We start from the raw sequence: 19,339 nt of genomic DNA, 5'->3' as shown, positions 1-19,339 counted from the left end.
TGGGTCTACAGCCCGCCCGTCGCCAACAGCGACAGCGAGCGCACATTGTCGGCGCCTTCGAGGTCGAGCAGGCGGGTGGGATACTGGCCGGAGAAGCAGGCATCGCAATATTGCGGCTGCTCGTCGTTGCGGCTTGCCTCGCCGACGGCGCGGTAGAGGCCGTTCATCGACAGGAAGCCGAGCGAATCGACACGAATGAACTCGGCCATTTCCTCGATCGTCATGCGCGAGGCCAGAAGCTTGGACTTTTCCGGCGTGTCGACGCCGTAGAAGCAGGAGGCGCGGGTGGGCGGCGAGGCGATGCGCATATGCACTTCCTTGGCACCCGCATCGCGCACCATCTGCACGATCTTCTGGCTGGTGGTGCCGCGGACGATGGAATCGTCGACCAGCACGATGCGCTTGCCCTCGATCATGCGGCGGTTGGCATTGTGCTTCAGCTTGACGCCCATATGGCGGATGGAATCGCCCGGCGAGATGAAGGTGCGGCCGACATAATGGTTGCGGATGATGCCGAGCTCGAAGGGAAGGCCGGCCTGCTGCGAGAAGCCGATGGCCGCCGGCGTGCCCGAATCCGGCACCGGCACGACGATGTCGGCGTCGACGGGGCTTTCGATGGCAAGTTCGGCGCCGATGCGCTTGCGCACGTCATAGACGTTGCGGCCCTCGACCGAGGAATCGGGACGGGCGAAATAGACATATTCGAAGATGCAGAAGCGTGACTTCTGCGGCTCGAACGGGAAGATGCTCTCGATGCCCTTGGAGGTGACGATGACCATCTCGCCGGGCTTGAGGTCGCGCACGAAACGCGCGCCGATTATGTCGAGGGCGCAGGTCTCCGAAGCAAGGATCCAGGAGCCGTCGAGATCGCCGAGCACCAGCGGGCGAATGCCGAGCGGATCGCGGCAGCCGATCATCTTCTTGGACGACAGCGCGACCAGCGAGAAGGCACCCTCGACCTGGCGCACCGCATCGATGAAGCGCGCATTGAGGTCGCGTTCCTTGGAGGTGGCGACGAGGTGCAGGATGGTCTCGGTGTCGGAGGTCGACGAGAAGATCGAGCCTTGCTTCTGCAGCGCGCGCTGCACGGTCATCGCATTGGTCAGGTTGCCGTTATGCGCGACCGCAAAGCCGCCATCGGCGAGCTCGGCGAAGAAAGGCTGGATGTTGCGGACGCCCGCGCCACCTGTCGTGGCGTAGCGGGTGTGGCCGATGGCGCGGTTGCCCTTGAGACTGTCGATGACGCGCTGCTTGGTGAAGGTGTCGCCGATCAGGCCGACATGGCGCTCGACGTGGAATTGGCTGCCGTCATAGCTGACGATGCCGGCGGCCTCCTGGCCGCGATGCTGGAGCGCATGCAGCCCCAGCGTGACGATTGCCGCGGCGTCCTGTCGGCCGAAAATGCCGAACACGCCGCATTCGTCGTGGAAATGATCATCGGCTTCCGCGGAAAGCACGTCAGCTGCGTCTGCCATCGGGGGGCGGCCTCTTGTCGCAAAAACGCTATATAGTGCGATGAGGCGGGAAGGGCAACGCGCCATCCCGCCTCATGCGAAATCAGTTGTTGGTCGGTGCCGGTTCGGCCGGCGCGTCGCCTTCGGCAGGCGTCTCGGCCGGCGGCGTGGTGGCGCCGGCTTCCGGTTCGCCGGTCTGCGAATTGAGCTTCTTGAGGATCGAATTCTCGGGGTCCTCGGGCAGAAGGTTCTCGATCGAGGTGCCGATGCTCTCGAGCAGCGGGCGCGACTTCGCCTCGGCGACCCAGGCGGGCGCGTTGGGGCCGACCAGCCAGTTGAAGAACAAAAGGCCGACGGCAACGACCAGGATGCCGCGGGCGGCACCGTAGAGGAAGCCGAGCGTGCGATCGAGCGCGCCGATGCGGCTGTCGATGATGAAATCGGCGATCTTCATGGTGATGATGGTGACGACGATCAGCGCGATGACGAAAACGATGCCGGCGGCAGCCGCCATGGCGATCTTTTCGTTGTCTATATAGGGCTGAACGTAAGGCACCACCGGCTTGTAGAAGAAGAAGGCGGCAGCAGCGGCAGCGGCCCAGGACGCCACCGACAGCACTTCGCGGGAAAAACCGCGCACCATGGCGAGCATCGCCGAGACCAGGGTGAAGCCGACAAGAATTCCGTCAAGCAGCGTAATCGGCATCGTGTCCACTCACTCCATGGCGACGGTTTCAGTCCGTCTCTTCCGCGCGGCTTCGCCTTGAGCCGGCTATCCGCGCCACCAGATCCGCGAGTGCGGTCGGCTGGAACGAACCGGCTCCGATTCCACCTGCGAGCTCCCCACTGCCGGAGGGCAGCACGGCCCTTCCGAAGCCCAACTTTTCGGCCTCTTTAAGGCGTTGCTGCGCATGCGCAACCGGCCTCACGGCGCCAGAAAGGCTGATTTCGCCGAAATAGACGCAATCAGCAGGCAGGGCAATACCGGTGAGCGATGAAACCAGTGCGGAAGCCACGGCCAGATCGGCCGCCGGCTCGGAGATGCGGTAGCCGCCGGCGACGTTGAGGTAGACGTCGTGCTGGCCGAAGCGCACGCCGCAATGCGCCTCGAGCACGGCGAGGATCATCGACAGCCGCGACGAATCCCAGCCGACGACGGCGCGCCGCGGCGTGCCCAGGCTGGAGGCGGCGACCAGCGCCTGGATCTCGACAAGCACCGGACGGGTGCCTTCGATCGCCGCAAAGACCGCAGCTCCCGGCGCCTTGGAATGGCGTTCGCCGAGGAACAGTTCGGACGGATTGGCGACCTCGCGCAGGCCCTTGTCCGACATTTCGAACACGCCGATCTCGTCCGTCGGGCCGAAGCGGTTCTTGACGGTGCGCAGGATGCGGAAATGGTGGCCGCCTTCGCCCTCGAAATAAAGCACGCCGTCGACCATATGCTCGACGACGCGGGGACCGGCGATCTGGCCTTCCTTGGTGACATGGCCGACGAGCACCACCGCCGCACCCGTCGATTTGGCGTAGCGGATCATCGCCTGGGACGCCGCGCGCACCTGGGTCACGGTGCCCGGCGCCGAATCGGCGAGGTCCGTCCACAAGGTCTGGATCGAATCGATGATGACCAGGTCCGGCCGCTTGCCGTCGGCGATGGTGGCGAGAATGTCCTCGACATTGGTCTCGGCGGCAAGCTCGACGGGTGTCGAGGCGACGCCGAGGCGTTGGGCGCGCAGCCTGATCTGGGCCACCGCTTCTTCGCCCGAGACATAGACGACGCGGTGGCCGCGTGCGGCCAGCGCCGCCGCCGCCTGGGTCAGCAGCGTCGACTTGCCGATGCCGGGGTCGCCGCCGATCAGCAGCGCCGAGCCGCGCACGAAGCCGCCGCCGGTGGCGCGGTCGAGTTCGCTGATGCCAGAGACGATGCGCGGCGCATCCTCGATGTCGCCGTCGAGCGAGGTCAGCGTTACCGCGCGGCCCTTGCGCGCGCTCTTGAGCGAACCGGGACCGCTGCCGATGCCGCCCGCCGTGCCTTCCTCGACCAGCGTGTTCCACTCGCCGCAGGAATCGCACTTGCCGGCCCAGCGCTGATGCGCCGTCCCGCAGTTCTGGCAGATGAATTGAACGCGGGCTTTAGCCATGGAGCGGGTGCCTTTCGGAAGAATGGAAAGGCAGAGTTCTACGTTGCCCCCCTCTGTCCTGCCGGACATCTCCCCCACAAGGGGGGAGATCAGCCGTCAGGCGCGACGGTGCCTCAATCTGCGGCGCTCCAGATTGGCGAGAGGTGAGCGGCCAGCCAATCTCCCCCCTTGTGGGGGAGATGTCCGGCCCTCTGATCAACATGGGGACAGAGGGGGGCGCTGTCCCGCCACCGTCGCCAACGACGAGCGCAAGCTCTGGCATGCGTTACTCTTCCCCGAACCTGTCGGGCAGATGATGCTCTGGTGCGAGGTCGAAGAAGCGGGTGAATTCGCCCTGGAAGCCGAGGCTGACGGTGCCGGTGGGGCCGTGACGCTGCTTGGCGACGATGACTTCGGCCTTGCCGCGCACCTCGTTCATGTCGGTTTCCCACTTGAGATATTCGTCGGTGCCGGGCTTCGGCTCCTTGTTCTTGAGGTAGTACTCCTCGCGGTAGACGAAGATCACGACGTCGGCGTCCTGCTCGATCGAGCCCGATTCACGAAGATCGGAGAGCTGCGGGCGCTTGTCGTCGCGGCTTTCGACCTGACGCGACAGCTGCGACAGCGCGATGATCGGAACGTTGAGCTCCTTGGCCAGCGCCTTGAGGCCGGTGGTGATTTCGGTGATTTCCTGGACGCGGTTCTGCGACGACTTGGCCGACGAGCCCTGCATCAGCTGGATATAGTCGATGATGATCAGGTCGAGGCCGCGCTGGCGCTTGAGGCGGCGGGCGCGGGCCGAGAGCTGGGCGATCGAGATACCGCCGGTCGAATCGATGAACAGCGGGATCTTCTGCAGCGTCTGGGTGCAGCTGACCAGCTTTTCGAAGTCGGCCTCGGTGAGATCGCCGCGGCGGATCTTGGAGGAGGGCACCTCGGCCTGCTCGGAAATGATACGGGTGGCGAGCTGCTCGGACGACATTTCGAGCGAGAAGAAGCCGACCACGCCGCCATTTTCGGCCTTGAACGAGCCGTCCGCCTGCTGCGCCGGCACATAGGCATGGGCGACGTTGAAGGCGATGTTGGTGACGAGCGAGGTCTTGCCCATGCCCGGGCGGCCGGCGAGCACGATCAAGTCGGAGGACTGCAGGCCGCCCATGCGGGCGTCGAGGTCGTGCAGGCCGGAGGCGACGCCGGAAAGATGGCCGTCGCGCATATAGGCGGCGCTGGCCATGTCGATGGCGGTCTTGACCGCATCGGAGAAGCTTTCGAAGCCGCCGTCATAGCGGCCGGTTTCGGCGAGCTCGAACAGGCGCCGTTCGGCGTCCTCGATCTGCTCGGCCGGCGACATGTCGACAGGCGCGTCATAGGCGATGTTGACCATGTCCTCGCCGACGGTGATCAGCGCACGGCGGGTGGCGAGGTCATAGACGGCGCGGCCGTAGTCGGAGGCGTTGATGACGGTGACGGCGTTGGCGGCAAGGGCGACGAGATACTGCATGACCGTCATGTCGCCGACCTTTTCGTCGGCGGGCAGGAAGGTCTTCAGCGTCACCGGGTTCGCCATCTTGCCCATGCGGATGAGCTCGGCGGAAACCTCGAAGATCTTGCGGTGCAGCGGCTCGTAGAAATGGGTCGCCTTGAGGAAGTCGGAGACGCGGTAGAAGGCGTCGTTGTTGACCAGCATGGCGCCGAGCAAAGCCTGCTCGGCCTCGATGTTGTTGGGGGCTTCCCGATAGAGCGGGGTCGCTTCCGCCACCTCGAATTTGCGCGCTGCCTCTGCCAATGTCGTCCCCGTCGCTGAACCAGATACTCCCCTAGCAGAGTCCGATATCGAATTGCTGGCTCAATCTGCTTTAGGTGGGTTTCAAGGCCAGTTTGCTCTAGAATTCACAGGCTGGGCGAAACCATCCACAGGACATGAGTCCTACTGCCGGAATCAATTTGACTGTTGCCGAATCCTGGCTCGCAAATTTCTCCAAAGCCATCGAATCCTCAGAGCCGAACTGTACGCGGCAGGCCATTGAACCAACGGGAAGAGATGCCTCCTGCGAGCCAGACTTCCCACGGCAGCCGCCGGCAGCGGAAACCGAGCCACGCGAATCGGCGAAACTGTAGCCGGAAATCGGAAGGAACAAAACAGGAATAATCCGCGAGCCGTCTTGTTTACCAAGAAGGCGTTCAGCACAATTCCGGGGTAATTTGTATACATCTGCAGTTGATTTTATTCGGGTATTCGCTGATCCTTGCGGTTCCCAGGGCTGTTAATCGCGATGCGGCACATGGCGAAGCATTTGTCCGAGGGCTAGCAGGGGCCGAATTGCGCTGCTGCGGCGCGGGCCTCGTCTGCTTGAGGAGGCAACATGCACATTCTTCGCCCTGCACCGGCTCGACTGACCTGGCTGGCTTCCACCGCCATGGTTCTATTGGGTTCGACGCAGGCCGGCCTTGCCGCCTGCGACCTGACGCCGACCGCCGGCAACAGCATCTATGTCTGCGACAGCGGTGCGAGCGTAGGGCTGACCGACACTGACGGCACCAATTCGCTGACCCTGCCGGCGGGCGGCACCGGCACGATCACTGGCGATGTGGTGTTCGGCGGTTTCGTCGATCGCGTCGAAATCCATTCGGGAACGATAGACGGCGCCGTCAACCAGGGCGGCGGCGCCGATGTCTTCATCATGACCGGCGGCGTGATCAATTCGCTCAACCAGGGCAGTTCGCTCGATACGGCGACGATCAGCGGCGGCCGCATCATCGGTGAGTTTTTTGCCGGCGATTTCGTGACCATGACCGGCGGGCGGATCGGCAATGTCGATCTGGAGCAGGCCAATAACGTCATGCGGATGTCGGGAGGCACGATCGACACCTCCATCGAAGCGGTGCAGGGCAACGATCTGCTGGAAGTTTCCGGCACCGCGTCGATCGGCACGTTCGTCGATCTCGGCAACGGCAACAACACCTTCCGTTGGTTGGGAGGCGGGAGCATTGGCGGCAATGTCGTTATGGGCACGGGGCAGGACACGGCGCTGCTGCTCGGCCTGACCGAGGCGAGCTTTGCCGCGGGACAGGTCATCAATGGCGGCACGAGCGCCAGCATCGACACGCTGACATTCGAGGGCACCAGCTCGACTTCGGTCGCGCGCTACGTCAACTGGGAAACCGTCAATCTCACTCAAGGGTCCGAATTCACGCTCGACGGCGATTTCGTGCTGGGCGATGGGCTTTCCAACACCGGCAGCCTGAGTATCGACGCATCGAGCACGCTGCGCGCCGGTGCCGGCGTCAACGCCGCCGTGCGCGCCTTCACCTCGGGCAATGCGGTGACGCTGACAAATGCCGGCACCGTCGACCTGACCAATGGTGCGGCAAGTGCCGCCGACAGCTTCACCGTCATTGGCAACTACATCGGCGCCGGCGGTTATCTCAGGCTCGACACGGTTGTTTCAGGCGACGGCGCGCCGTCCGACAGGCTGGTGATCGAGGGCGGCAACGCCAGCGGTTCGACCGGCATCATCGTGGTCAATCTTGGCGGCACCGGTCAGCAGACCAATGCAGATGGCATCCTTGTCGTCGAAGCGACATCGGGCGGCACCACCGACTCCGGCGCCTTCACGCTGGCGAGCCCGGTGGCTTATGGCGCCTACGAATATCTGCTGTTCCGGGGCGATGCCCAAGGGCTGGGCGAGAACTGGTATCTGCGCTCCGAACTGGTCAACCCGGTTGACCCGGGCGAGCCCGGCATCCCGCTGATCCGGCCCGAGACGGCTGTCTATTCGGTGATGCCGCCAATGGCCCGCGACGTGGCATTGGCGACGCTCGGCACATTTCATGAGCGCCGCGGCGAACAGGGGTTCCTTGCCGGCGGCGACGATCTTTCGACCACATGGAGCCGGGTTTTCGGCTCCAGCTCCCGGCAGGACTGGGCCGGCACGGTTTCACCTTCGGCCGACGCCACGACCCTGGGTATCCAGGCAGGGCTCGATTTCTGGCGTGGCGAGACCGAGGCCGGGGCGCGCAATGCCGCCGGCCTGTTCCTCGGCTATGCCAGCCTCAATGCCGATATCAGCGGTGCAGTCCAGGGTCAGGCCGACCTTGCCGCAGGCAAGCTCGACCTCGATGCCTACAGCGTCGGCGGCTACTTCACCCATGTCGGGCCAGGCGGCTGGTATGTCGATGCCGTGCTGATGGGAAGCTGGCTCGGCGGCGACGCAAGCTCCGAGCGCGCCATCGGCATCGATACCGACGGCCGCGTGGTGACCGCCTCGCTGGAAGCGGGGGCACCGATCACCCTGACCGAAGGCTGGATGCTCGAGCCGCAGGCGCAGATCATCTGGCAGGATGTTTCCCTTGAAGACGCCGACGACACCTTGTCGGGCGTGCGCTTCGACGAGGGGCGCGGCGTCACCGGCCGCATCGGCGCGCGCCTTGAGGGCACGTTCGACACCGCCTCGGGCCAGCTCAAGCCTTATCTCAAGGCCAATCTCTGGCACGGCTTCAACGGCGAGGACGTCACCTATTTCGACAGCGACGCGATCCGGGTCGAGACGGGCGGCACCAGGCTCGAGCTCGGCGCGGGCATAAGCCATAGCTTCACCGACAAGGTCACAGCCTTTGCGGTGGCAGATTACAGCTTCAACCTGGGTGGCGAGCGCAGCCGGACCTTCGAAGGCAATGTCGGCCTGCAGGTCAAATGGTGACGAGGCCTGGCACGGCCGGGCGGCAGGTTCGCTGAAGCAACTCCAGGAAAAGTGTGAAGCGGTTTTCCGTTCGGAATTGCGCAAAAAGGGTCGTTTCCGCGGTTCGAAGAAAACAAGGGTCGTTTCCGCGGTTCGCACAGAAGCGGAAGCGCTCTAGGCGCCTCTTGGCGCAAGCAGGATGATCGAGGCGCCGAGGATGCAGATGATGGCGCCGATCATGTCCCAGCGGTCGGGGCGGATGCCTTCGGCGAGCCATAGCCAGCACAAGGACGCCGCGATGTAGATGCCGCCATAGGCGGCGTAAGTGCGGCCGGCGGCATCGGCTTCGACAAGGGCAAGCAGCCAGGCGAAGGCGACCAGCGCGACGAGGCCGGGCGCCAGCCAGAGCGGCGACTTGTCGAGCCGCCACCAGGCCCAGAAGGCAAAGCAGCCGGCGATCTCGGCAAGGGCTGCTAGGGCGTAGATGGCATAGGTCATGAAAAAAGCCCGGGCTCAGGGAGAGACGGGCTTTTTCCTATGGGAGCCGCATGAGACGCAAGGCCCCAGTCCCGCGTTGGCGGCGATCTTATTCCCTGTCGCCGACCTTCCTGCGGCGGCTGGTCTTGGCGGCAGGTTCGGCTTCCGCGGCGAGCTTCGTCTGGCGGTGTCCCATCTCGTGCATGGCCAGCGCCTTCTCGCACTTGCCGATATAGTCGCGGGTCAGCGGCAGCGTGTCGTTGCGGTGGCTGAGCTGGATCTGGAAGACCATCAGGTCCTGCCAGCGGAAGGCTGCCTCGGAGGCGGCGAGATAGAATTCCCACATCCGGCAGAAGCGTTCGTCATAGATCGCCTTGGCCTTGTCGCGGTTGGCGGCGAAGCGCAGGCTCCAGTGCCTCAGCGTCTCGGCATAATGCAGCCTGAGGATCTCGACGTCGGTGACCATCAGGCCGGCCTTTTCGATCGCCGGCAGCACCTCCGACAAGGCGGGAATGTACCCGCCGGGGAAGATGTGCTTGCGGATGAAGGCGCTTGTCGAGGCCGGCGGGCCGGCGCGGCCGATCGAATGCAGCACCATCACGCCGTCGGGTTTCAGGCGCTTGGCGACATTGTCGAAGAAGGTCCGGTAGTGGTTGACGCCGACATGCTCGAACATGCCGACGGAGACGATGCGGTCGAAGCGCTCGACCAGGTCGCGATAGTCCTTGATCTCGAAATGGACCCGGTTCTCCAGCCCTTCGGCCTGGGCCCGTTCGGTGGCGACCGCATGCTGCTCGGTCGACAAGGTCACGCCGAGCACCTGCGCCTCGAAGGTGCGGGCAAGGTAGAGCCCGAGACCGCCCCAGCCGGAGCCGATGTCGAGCACCGACTGACCGGGCCTGAGCCGCATCTTGGCTGCTATATGCGCCTTCTTGGCGATCTGGGCTTCTTCCAGCGTCATTTCGGGGTCGGCGAAATAGGCGCAGGAATATTGCATGTCGGTGTCGAGGAAGAGCCGGTAGAGCTCGCCCGACAGGTCGTAGTGGCGCTGCACATTGCGCTTGGAACGGGCTGTCGTGTTGACCTGCTGGAAGCGGCGGAAGGCGAGCCGCAGATTGTCCAGCGCCTTGGTCCAGGCAGTGTCGATGCTGCCATTGCCGAGATTCTGGAACACCACCCGCATCAGCCCGAGCACGTCGCCGCCGACGATGTCGACATCGCCGTCCATATAGGCCTCGGGCAAAGCCAGCATCGGGTCGAGCGTGATGGCGTTTTCGGCACGCCGCGTCTTGATCAGGAGGTGGACAGGGTCGCCCGTATCATCGCCGAAACGGTGCGATCGTCCGTTGGGGCCGGTGACTGTCAGATTGCCGGTACGCACAAGCTTCCCGACGATGCGTTGCAACAGCATATTCATGGCGCGCTCGCGAAAAGGTCAGTCGTGTAGTCCTTTCCTCAAAATAGGAGCGACGCTGCCAAGTTCCACGCCTGGCACAAAAAAAGCCCGGATGTTGCCATCCGGGCTTGGTCCAGAAAACTGGTTCGGGACAGAGGCTGGGATCAGCCTTCGTCGCCTTCGCCGTCTTCGTTCGGATCAAAGAAGCTGTCCGGACGGGCGTTTTCGTTGATGTCGTCGCCATAGATGGCTTCGGCGGTGGTCAGCGTCTCGCCCTTCGACTGACGCTCGGCTTCGTCGGCCGTGCGCGCGATGTTAAGCGTGATGGTGACTTCGACTTCGGCGTGCAGCGCGATGGCGACGTTGCTCAGGCCGATGGTCTTGATCGGCTGGTTGAGCTCGACCTGGTTGCGGGCAATCGTGAAGCCTTCGGCGATCAGCAGATCGGCGATGTCGCGGGTCGAGACCGAACCGTAGAGCTGGCCGGTTTCGCCAGCCGAGCGCACGATGACGAACGACTTGCCGTCGAGCTTGTCGGCGACCTGCTGGGCTTCGGACTTGCGCTCGAGGTTGCGGGCTTCGAGCTGGGCGCGCTGGCCTTCGAACTTCTTCTTGTTGGCTTCGTTGGCACGGAGCGCCTTGCCCTTGGGCAGAAGGAAGTTACGGGCAAAGCCGTCCTTGACCTTGACGGTGTCGCCCATCTGGCCGAGGCGGGAAATGCGTTCGAGGAGAATGACGTCCATTGTCCTTGTCCTTTCGTTGGCTGCAGAGGCAGCGGTCGTTGGCTGCACAGGCAGCGGAAAAATTCAACGGGCAAGGAAGCAATGCGGGCGTTGCCGCCGGTTTCGCTGTCCTGCCTGTCGCGGCAGTTAGGATTTCCTGAGAAATCCAACCCGGGATTTGAGCTTCACCCGACCGCGCCCGTCGCGGCAGGGAGTATTCCGGCCCGGGGCGGATGCCGCCGGGCCGGAACTGAAATCACTTCACCACGTAGGGCAGCAGGCCGAGGAAGCGGGCGCGCTTGATCGCCTGGGCGAGTTCACGCTGCTTCTTCTGGCTGACGGCGGTGATGCGCGAAGGAACGATCTTGCCGCGCTCGGAAATGTAGCGCTGCAGCAGACGCACGTCCTTGTAGTCGATCTTCGGTGCGTTGGCGCCGGAGAACGGGCAGGTCTTGCGACGGCGGTGGAAAGGACGACGGGTCGGGATCTGATTGATGTCGACCATTATTCTGCACCCCCTTCAACGCCTTCGCGCGGACGGCGCGGGCCACGATCACCACCGCCATCGCGGTCGCCGAAGCTGCGCGGACCACGGTCGCCGCGGTCGCGGTCGCCGAAGCTGCGCTGCGGACGGTCGCCGAAGCCACCGCGATCGCCACGCTCGGAGCGCTCTTCGCGCTTCTGCATCATGGCGGAGACGCCTTCTTCATGCGCGTCGACCTTGACGGTCAGGAAGCGCAGAACGTCTTCGGACAGGCCCTGCTGGCGCTCGACTTCCTTGACGGCAGCCGACGGAGCGCTGATGTCCATGAGCGTGTAATACGCCTTGCGGTTCTTGTTGATGCGGTAGGTGAGGGACTTCAGTCCCCAGTTCTCGACCCGGCCAACCGATCCACCAGCTGCAGTGATGATGCCCTTGTAGTGTTCGACAAGTGCATCGACCTGCTGCTGCGAGAGGTCTTGGCGGGCAAGAAACACATGTTCATAAAGAGCCATAGTTTTTGCCTTTCTTCGTTTCCATCTTCCGGTCCCGGCGGCTAGAGCCTCTGCGACCTCCCTGACCCTTCGAGACCTTGCGGCCTTCAGGGGAAGAAAGGAGCACGACGAGACGGTCGAGAGCGGAGACACGGGAGGCGGAAGCGTTTTCGCTTCACACGGCGACTTTCAAGAAAGCCTCCGGCCCTCCGTTCAGCCCCCAGCTGGGACCGGCAGATGGCGGGCGTCTACATGCTAAGTGCAGCCAAGGCAAGGGGGAAGGCCGAGATTCTCAGGAAAACCGGCCTTTCCGGCCGGTTTTGGCTCAGCCGAATGCCTCGTCCCGGAGGAACAGCGGCGAACGCGTGCGGTTGGCCACAACCTTGTCGACGGTCTCGGGGAAGAAGCCCTTGGCGCCGCGGCGCTTGCCGAACATCATGTCATATTGCAGCCAGCGGAAATCGCGGATCGCCGGATCGAGCTCCTTCTGGCGCGACCAGTCGAACACCGACTCGCCCTGGCGCGGCAGAAGCATGTTGCGGTCGACGACCCGGTAGCGGTCATGCAGGTCGCCGAGGAAGCCGGTATAATAGGGGTGGCTGATGCCGGCGGTCTCGAGCACATGCAGCGGCAGGAAGGCCGGGCTGATCGAGCCGATGTCGCGCGCAGCACCGGTGCGGTTCGACCACACGACCAGCGGCGTCTCGTGCTGCACTAGCATTTCGTCGATCGGCGCCTTGCGCTTGGCGACCGGCTCTTTCATGAAACCCGTCTCGACATAGACCGGCCCGAGCGGCGGCAGGTGGTCGCCGAAGAAGGCGATGACGGTCGGGCGCTCACGCTTGCTGGCCCAGTCCATCAGGCGCTTCAGGCCACGGTCGGCGTCGGAAGCACCCTCGGCATAGGTCAGGATCGAATCGCGCGCCCATTGCGACGTCGGCGCCTCGACCTTGTGGGTGGTGTCGCTGTAGCGGTTCGGCTCGTAGGGGCCGTGGCTCTGCAGCGAGACCGCGAACATGAAGAAGGGGTGATCGGTGGCGTCGGCCTCGCGGATGATCTCTTCGGTCAGTGCGGCGTCGGAGACCAGCGGGCCGCGCTTGGCGAGCAGCGGCAGGTTCTCTTCCGACATGAACTTGTCGAAGCCGAAGGCCTTGTAGACCGGCGCGCGGTTCCAGAACCAGCCGCCGAAGGGGTGGATGGCCTTGGTGTCGTAGCCTTCGCTCTTGAAGAAGGTGGCAAGCGAAGGCACCGGCGCGCGGACATATTGCTGGTAGGGGATCGAGCCGGCCGGCAGGAAGGCGTTGGAGAAGCCGGTCAGCGCCTCGAACTCGACATTGGCGGTCATGCCGCCGAATTCGGGCGAGAAGACGTGGCCGGACTGCGATGCGCGCACGTTCTGGATCGGGTCCGGCGTGATCGCGACGCCGGGCAGGCGCGTCGGATCCCAGAAGGATTCGCTCATCACGATGATGACGTCGGGCTTTTCCTCGGGGAGCACGGCGGCCTTCTGCGAAGGTGCTGCGATGGCGTCGATGGCCTTGTCGGAATAGCCCTGCGGCGCCTTGACCTTGGCCATCGGCACGTTGAGCGCAAAGGCAATGGCAAAGCCGTTGGAGGCGTAGTTTTCCTTCTGGTCCCACATCATCGGGATGATCTGCAGGCGATCGCGCGTCCACGAGAAGGTGGCGTAGTCCATGATCGAGACGAAGAAGGCCAGCGCCGGAATGGCGATCGCCAGGCGCGACATGCGCGCCCAGAACGACAGCGCCGGCATGCGGCGGCGCCAGTAGCGCCAGGCGAGCACGAGCAGCGAGATGCCGCCGATGAGGCCAACCGCAATGCCTATGCCGGCAAGCGGCCGCTCGCGCACCAAAAGCGGCATCAGTTCGACGATCTGGCGGGCATAGAGAAAATCGGTCGGGTAGAGCGGGTCGCCGAGATAGAGCGACTTCTGGTGGCCGACGAAGGCCAGCATCAGCGCCACGGGTGCGACGATCAACAGGCCGTTATAGGGGCGGCCGAGCAGAGCGTCGAAGCCGATGATCAGCAAAGCGAACAGCGCCACCGTGGTCCAGCTAGGCTTGAACGGCTGCTGGAAGAAATTGAGCGTGTCGATGAAGGAGCCGCGGGCAACCAATTCGATGGCGAAGACCAGCACGGCCGAGACGGCGAGCGTGATCATCACCGAGCGCAGGACGCCCAATGCATAGTCACGCCGGCTGAGTGCTTCAGCCTCGTTTTCCCCGTCATATGCGACGGACTTGCCTGTCGCGAACAGCTTTGCCAACTCAACTTCCTCGAACGCTGGACGGCAGCGTCACGCAACCGTCACGAAACTGTCATCGAAAACCTAGCGCATATGGCAAAATTGAGAAGGAGGGGGCAAACAAAACGTATTTGGCATTAATTCTCTGTGATTATTTGCCCCATTGGGGTCCCAAAGCCCTCAAGACTTGACTTCGCGGTATCCATTGCGCCAGAGGCACAACGATATGGCGCGCGGCTGGTTCCAGGACGTCCGGTGGCGCGCCGCGTGATATGTCTGCCCGTCGACCCCGAAAAACCGATTCCGGTCCGGGCCGATGCGGCAAGTAGCCAGGAGACCAACATGGCCGTTGCATTCACTTTTCCCGGGCAGGGCAGCCAGGCCGTCGGCATGGGCAAGGAACTCGCCGATGCCTTTCCAGAGGCACGCCGCGTCTTCGAGGAAGTCGACGATGCGCTCGGTGAAAAGCTGTCCAGGCTGATCTGGGAAGGACCCGAGGAGACGCTGACGCTGACCGCCAATGCCCAGCCGGCGCTGATGGCGGTGTCGATGGCCGCGTTCCGGGCGCTTGAATCGCGCGGCCTGTCGCTCAAGGACAAGGTCGCCTATGTCGCCGGCCACTCGCTCGGCGAATATTCGGCGCTTGCCGCCGCAGGTTTTGTTTCGGTCGCCGACGCCGCCCGCCTGCTGCGCATCCGCGGCAACGCCATGCAGGCCGCCGTGCCGGCAGGCCTGGGCGCCATGGCTGCGATCATCGGCCTCGAGCAGGGCGACGTCGACGCCGCCTGCGCTGAGGCGGCACAAGGCTCGGTCTGCCAGATCGCCAACGACAATGGCGGCGGCCAGCTGGTCATCTCGGGCGAGAAGGCGGCGGTCGAGCGTGCCGCAGCCCTTTGCACCGCAAAGGGCGCCAAGCGCGCGCTGATGCTGCAGGTCTCCGCCCCCTTCCATTCGGCGCTGATGGCGCCGGCGGCGGAAAAGATGCGCGAGGCGCTGGCCGGCGTGAAGAAGAACGTCCCGGTCGTGCCGGTGGTTGCCAATGTCACCGTCAAGCCGATCACCGACCCCGAGGAGATCGCCGCCCGCCTCGTCGAGCAGGTCACCGGCCAGGTGCGCTGGCGCGAGACGGTCGAGTGGTTCGGCAACAACGGCATCACCACGCTTTATGAAGTGGGCGCCGGCAAGGTGCTGTCGGGCCTCGCTCGCCGCATCAACAAGGAAATCGCGACGGCTGCCGTCAACAACCCGGCCGACATCGACGCGGCCATCGCCGCGCTCGCCTGAACCATTCAGGCGCCGAACCAATCAGGCGCCCGAACCCATCAGGCCTGGACCAATCAGGCGCCCGAACCAAGCAGGCGCCCCGAACCAAGCAGGCGCCCCGAACCAAGCAGGCGACTGAGCAATTCAAACGACCCCACCCGTGTGAAGGGTGCGCTCTTCAAGGAAGGTAGCAACATGCTCGATCTGACCGGCCGCAAGGCACTCGTCACCGGTGCATCCGGCGGCATCGGCGAAGAAATCGCCCGCATCCTGCACAAGCAGGGCGCCATTGTCGGCCTGCACGGCACCCGCATCGAAAAGCTCGAGGCGCTAGCCGGCGAACTCGGCGACCGCGTCAAGCTGTTCCCGGCCAATCTCGCCGACCGCGACGAGGTCAAGGCGCTGGGCCAGAAGGCCGAGGCCGAACTCGAAGGGGTCGACATCCTGGTCAACAATGCCGGCATCACCAAGGACGGCCTGTTCGTGCGCATGTCGGATGCCGACTGGGACCAGGTCATCGAGATCAACCTGACGGCGATGTTCCGCCTGACGCGCGAGCTGACGCATCCGATGATGCGCCGCCGTCATGGCCGCATCATCAACATCACCTCGGTCGTCGGCGTGACCGGCAACCCCGGCCAGACCAACTACTGCGCCTCCAAGGCCGGCATGATCGGCTTCTCCAAGTCGCTGGCCCAGGAGATCGCCACCCGCAACATCACCGTCAACTGCGTCGCACCCGGCTTCATCGAATCGGCGATGACCGAGAAGCTCAACGACAAGCAGAAAGAGGCGATCATGGCCGCGATCCCGGCCAAGCGCATGGGCACCGGCAAGGAAGTTGCCTCGGCGGTCGCCTATCTCGCTTCCGACGAAGCGGCCTACGTCACCGGCCAGACAATCCACGTCAATGGCGGCATGGCGATGATCTGATTTGGGATCTGATTTGGGATCTGATTGGGCGATTGGCCGGGATAACCGGCCCTTTTGCCTTGGACGCGGTGAATTTTTCGTGTATTGCCGCGCTCCATCAGGTGGCCAGGACGAAACCCGACCGCCGCCCGAGCGCTTGGGAAAGCGTAGATTACAGCTTGATTAGCGGCAATCCGCCCGCTAACGAAGACCTAACAACACCAGACTGAGGATGCCCACATGAGTGACACCGCAGAGCGCGTCAAGAAGATCGTCATTGAACATCTTGGCGTCGACGCCGACAAGGTGACGGAAGCTGCGAGCTTCATCGACGATCTGGGCGCGGACAGCCTCGACACGGTCGAGCTCGTCATGGCTTTCGAAGAAGAATTCGGCGTCGAGATCCCCGACGACGCGGCCGAGACCATCCTCACCGTTGGCGACGCCGTGAAGTACATCGACAAGGCTTCGGCCTGAGCGATCGCGAATTGTCAGGGATGCCTGCGATGAGGCGTGTGGTCGTCACAGGCCTTGGCCTGCTTTCACCGTTCGGCATGGGCTACGAGCACGGCTGGAAAGAGCTTCTTTCCGGCCGCAGCGCAGCCCGGCGGATCACGGAGTTCGAGGTCGACGACCTCGCCTGCAAGATCGCCAATGTCATCCCTCGCGGCGACGGCTCCAACAACAGCTTCAATCCCGAAGCGGTCCTTGAACCCAAGGAACTGCGCAAGATCGGCGACTTCATCCTGTACGGGATCGCGGCCGCCGACGAGGCATTGAAGGATTCCGGTTGGCAGCCAAAGACGCCGGACGAACAGAATTCGACCGGCGTCATGATCGGCTCGGGCATCGGCGGCATTGACGGCATCGCCGAGAACGCCCTGATCCTCAAGGAGCGCGGCCCGCGCCGCATCAGCCCCTTCTTCATTCCAGGCCAGATCATCAATCTGGTTTCCGGCCAGGTGTCGATCCGGCACGGGCTCAAGGGCCCGAACCACGCCGTGGTCACCGCCTGCTCGACCGGCGCGCACGCCATTGGCGATGCGGCCCGCCTGATCATGTTCGGCGATGCCGACGTGATGGTGGCCGGCGGCGCCGAGGCACCGGTAACGCGCCTGTCGCTGGCCGGCTTTGCCGCCTGCAAGGCGCTCTCGACTGATCGCAACGACGATCCGGAAAAGGCGTCGCGCCCCTATGACCGCGACCGTGACGGCTTCGTCATGGGCGAGGGTGCCGGCGTCGTCGTGCTCGAAGAGCTCGAGCATGCCAAGGCACGCGGCGCGAAAATCTACGCAGAAGTGGTCGGCTACGGCCTGACCGGCGATGCCCATCACATCACCGCACCCGCCGAGGATGGCGATGGCGCCTTCCGCTGCATGACGGCCGCCCTCAAGCGCGCCAAGCTGACGCCTGCCGACATCGACTACATCAACGCCCATGGCACCTCGACCATGGCCGACACGATCGAGCTCGGCGCTGTCGAGCGTCTTGTCGGCGACGCCGCCTCCAAGGTGTCGATGTCGTCGACCAAGTCGTCGATCGGCCATCTCCTGGGGGCTGCCGGTGCTGCCGAGGCGATCTTCTCGATCCTCGCCATCCGCGACAACATCGTGCCGGCGACGATCAATCTCGACAATCCCGAGCGCGAGACGGCCATCGATCTGGTGCCGAACAAGCCGCGCAAGCGGCAGGTCGACGTCGCTTTGTCAAACTCCTTCGGCTTCGGCGGCACCAACGCCTCGCTGGTATTCCAGCGCTTCAACGGCTGATAGGTTGTGGGAAGGGGCCCGTTACGGGCCCTTTGCCGTGATTTTTGCCACATTCAAGCCTAGTCTCCCGGCGGGGATTCGACGCAAAGGCGAGGCAAGATGAGCATCAATACGCCAGGGCAGGGAGAGGGCGCACCACGCGCCGCACCGGCCAATCCGATCGTTCCAAAGACCGCGCAGGAAGCGTTGCGGCCGGAAGCCGGCACGCCGCCGCCCGCCAAGCGTTCGCGCGCCTCGCGCAACCAGATCGTCGTGTTCCTCAATTTCATGATGTCGACGGCGGTGCTGGCCATCCTCGCCGGCGGTGCCGCCCTCTATTTCGGCAAGCAGGAATTTGGCGGCGCGGGCCCGTCGACGGTGCCGGCGACCTTCCTCGTCAAGCCGAGCACCGGCGTGGCCGACATCGCCGACCAGCTCGAGCGGCGCGGCCTGATCAGCGACGCGCGCATCTTCCGCATGGGCGTGCGTGCCTATGGCAATGACGGCGCGCTCAAGGCCGGAGAATACGAGATCCAGGCCGGTGCGTCGATGCAGGACATCATGGAGCTCTTGAAGAGCGGCAAGTCGGTGCAATATTCGCTGACCATCCCCGAGGGGCTGACCGTCGAGCAGGCGTGGAAACGCATTGCCGAGCAGGAAGCATTGAGCGGCGACATGCCGGCCGAGATGCCGCCCGAGGGCGCGCTTGCCGCCGACACCCAGCGCTTCACCCGCGGCCTGACGCGGCAGCAGATCGTCAACAAGATGCTGGCCGACCAGAAGGAACTGGTCGAGACCATCTGGGCCCGGCGCTCGCCCGACCTGCCGCTCGCCGACGTCAACGAGTTCGTGACGCTGGCCTCGATCGTCGAGAAGGAAACGGCGCGCGGCGACGAGCGCTCGCGCGTGGCTGCGGTGTTCATCAACCGCCTCAACAAGGGCATGCGGCTGCAGTCCGATCCGACGATCATCTACGGCATCTTCGGCGGCAAGGGTAAGCCGGCCGACCGGCCGATCTATCGCTCCGACATCGACAAGCCGACGCCCTACAACACCTACACCATCAAGGGCCTGCCGCCGACGCCGATCGCCAATCCGGGCAAGGCTTCGCTCGAGGCCGTCGCCAATCCATCGAAGACCAAGGACCTCTATTTCGTTGCCGACGGTTCGGGTGGGCATGTCTTTGCCGAGACGCTGGACGAGCACAACGAGAACGTCGCCCGCTGGCGCGCCTTCCAGCGCAAGGTCGTCGAGGACGAGAAGGCGGCAGGCGAGGCCGATCCGGCCAAGAAGGACGCGGCCACTACCAACGCCGTCAAGAAGTAGGAAC

Annotated in this window: 16 protein-coding genes; 6 read left to right on the top strand and 10 right to left on the bottom strand. The window is 64.2% G+C overall.

Annotation, left to right across the window (positions count from 1 at the left end; translation table 11 throughout):
- Nucleotides 1-5: 5 nt before the first annotated feature.
- From purF to DY201_RS20790, 4 genes are all read right to left on the bottom strand, one after another.
- Nucleotides 6-1,475 carry an amidophosphoribosyltransferase gene (gene purF / locus DY201_RS20805; RefSeq protein WP_115732857.1) on the bottom strand — a complete coding sequence of 490 codons (1,470 nt, stop codon included), beginning with the start codon at nucleotides 1,473-1,475 and terminating at the stop codon, nucleotides 6-8.
- Between the two features lie 82 nt (nucleotides 1,476-1,557).
- A complete protein-coding gene (locus tag DY201_RS20800; RefSeq protein ID WP_115732856.1) occupies nucleotides 1,558-2,160 on the bottom strand; it encodes a CvpA family protein in 603 nt (200 codons plus the stop codon).
- Between the two features lie 28 nt (nucleotides 2,161-2,188).
- The gene (gene radA, locus DY201_RS20795) at nucleotides 2,189-3,592 is read right to left on the bottom strand and encodes a DNA repair protein RadA (RefSeq protein ID WP_115732855.1); all 1,404 of its coding nucleotides are present in this window, start codon (nucleotides 3,590-3,592) and stop codon (nucleotides 2,189-2,191) included.
- Nucleotides 3,593-3,857: 265 nt separating this feature from the next.
- On the bottom strand, nucleotides 3,858-5,357 hold the full coding sequence (locus DY201_RS20790; protein ID WP_115732854.1) for a replicative DNA helicase: 1,500 nt from the start codon (nucleotides 5,355-5,357) through the stop codon (nucleotides 3,858-3,860).
- Between the two features lie 577 nt (nucleotides 5,358-5,934).
- Between DY201_RS20790 and DY201_RS20785 the strand changes: the two genes are divergently transcribed.
- Nucleotides 5,935-8,271 carry an autotransporter family protein gene (locus DY201_RS20785; RefSeq protein WP_115732853.1) on the top strand — a complete coding sequence of 779 codons (2,337 nt, stop codon included), beginning with the start codon at nucleotides 5,935-5,937 and terminating at the stop codon, nucleotides 8,269-8,271.
- Nucleotides 8,272-8,424: 153 nt separating this feature from the next.
- Here DY201_RS20785 and DY201_RS20780 read toward each other — a convergent pair whose 3' ends face one another.
- The 6 genes from DY201_RS20780 to DY201_RS20755 all read right to left on the bottom strand — a co-directional run bounded on the left by DY201_RS20780 (nucleotide 8,425) and on the right by DY201_RS20755 (nucleotide 14,002).
- Entirely contained in the window at nucleotides 8,425-8,748 is a 324-nt protein-coding gene (locus DY201_RS20780; protein ID WP_115732852.1) for a YnfA family protein, read from the bottom strand.
- Between the two features lie 88 nt (nucleotides 8,749-8,836).
- Nucleotides 8,837-10,144, bottom strand: a complete 1,308-nt coding sequence (locus DY201_RS20775; protein ID WP_115732851.1) for a cyclopropane fatty acid synthase — start codon at nucleotides 10,142-10,144, stop codon at nucleotides 8,837-8,839.
- 143 nt (nucleotides 10,145-10,287) lie between these two features.
- Nucleotides 10,288-10,866 (bottom strand): 50S ribosomal protein L9, encoded by a 579-nt coding sequence (gene rplI, locus DY201_RS20770; RefSeq protein ID WP_115732850.1) that lies wholly within the window; start codon nucleotides 10,864-10,866, stop codon nucleotides 10,288-10,290.
- 235 nt (nucleotides 10,867-11,101) lie between these two features.
- Nucleotides 11,102-11,350, bottom strand: coding sequence for a 30S ribosomal protein S18 (gene rpsR, locus DY201_RS20765; RefSeq protein ID WP_018427106.1), 249 nt, complete (start codon nucleotides 11,348-11,350; stop codon nucleotides 11,102-11,104).
- A complete protein-coding gene (gene rpsF / locus DY201_RS20760; protein WP_115732849.1) occupies nucleotides 11,350-11,841 on the bottom strand; it encodes a 30S ribosomal protein S6 in 492 nt (163 codons plus the stop codon). Before rpsF ends, rpsR begins: the two co-directional genes overlap by 1 nt.
- A 304-nt stretch (nucleotides 11,842-12,145) precedes the next feature.
- The gene (locus tag DY201_RS20755; RefSeq protein WP_115733905.1) at nucleotides 12,146-14,002 is read right to left on the bottom strand and encodes an LTA synthase family protein; all 1,857 of its coding nucleotides are present in this window, start codon (nucleotides 14,000-14,002) and stop codon (nucleotides 12,146-12,148) included.
- 426 nt (nucleotides 14,003-14,428) lie between these two features.
- Here DY201_RS20755 and fabD point away from each other — a divergent pair, with 426 nt between their 5' ends.
- The 5 genes from fabD to mltG all read left to right on the top strand — a co-directional run bounded on the left by fabD (nucleotide 14,429) and on the right by mltG (nucleotide 19,335).
- Nucleotides 14,429-15,370, top strand: a complete 942-nt coding sequence (gene fabD, locus DY201_RS20750) for an ACP S-malonyltransferase (protein WP_115733904.1) — start codon at nucleotides 14,429-14,431, stop codon at nucleotides 15,368-15,370.
- A gap of 174 nt (nucleotides 15,371-15,544) precedes the next feature.
- The gene (fabG, locus tag DY201_RS20745) at nucleotides 15,545-16,282 is read left to right on the top strand and encodes a 3-oxoacyl-[acyl-carrier-protein] reductase (RefSeq protein WP_115733903.1); all 738 of its coding nucleotides are present in this window, start codon (nucleotides 15,545-15,547) and stop codon (nucleotides 16,280-16,282) included.
- A gap of 219 nt (nucleotides 16,283-16,501) precedes the next feature.
- A complete protein-coding gene (locus DY201_RS20740; protein WP_055978681.1) occupies nucleotides 16,502-16,738 on the top strand; it encodes an acyl carrier protein in 237 nt (78 codons plus the stop codon).
- 29 nt (nucleotides 16,739-16,767) lie between these two features.
- On the top strand, nucleotides 16,768-18,030 hold the full coding sequence (fabF, locus tag DY201_RS20735; RefSeq protein ID WP_115732848.1) for a beta-ketoacyl-ACP synthase II: 1,263 nt from the start codon (nucleotides 16,768-16,770) through the stop codon (nucleotides 18,028-18,030).
- A 99-nt stretch (nucleotides 18,031-18,129) separates the two neighbouring features.
- The gene (mltG, locus tag DY201_RS20730) at nucleotides 18,130-19,335 is read left to right on the top strand and encodes an endolytic transglycosylase MltG (RefSeq protein WP_115732847.1); all 1,206 of its coding nucleotides are present in this window, start codon (nucleotides 18,130-18,132) and stop codon (nucleotides 19,333-19,335) included.
- The last annotated feature ends 4 nt before the right edge of the window (nucleotides 19,336-19,339 follow it).

Origin of the sequence: Aminobacter aminovorans (assembly GCF_900445235.1) — a bacterium.
Lineage (GTDB): Bacteria > Pseudomonadota > Alphaproteobacteria > Rhizobiales > Rhizobiaceae > Aminobacter > Aminobacter aminovorans.
The sequence above is the reverse complement of the archived record's forward strand: the minus strand, read 5'-3'. Positions and strand labels throughout refer to the sequence as shown.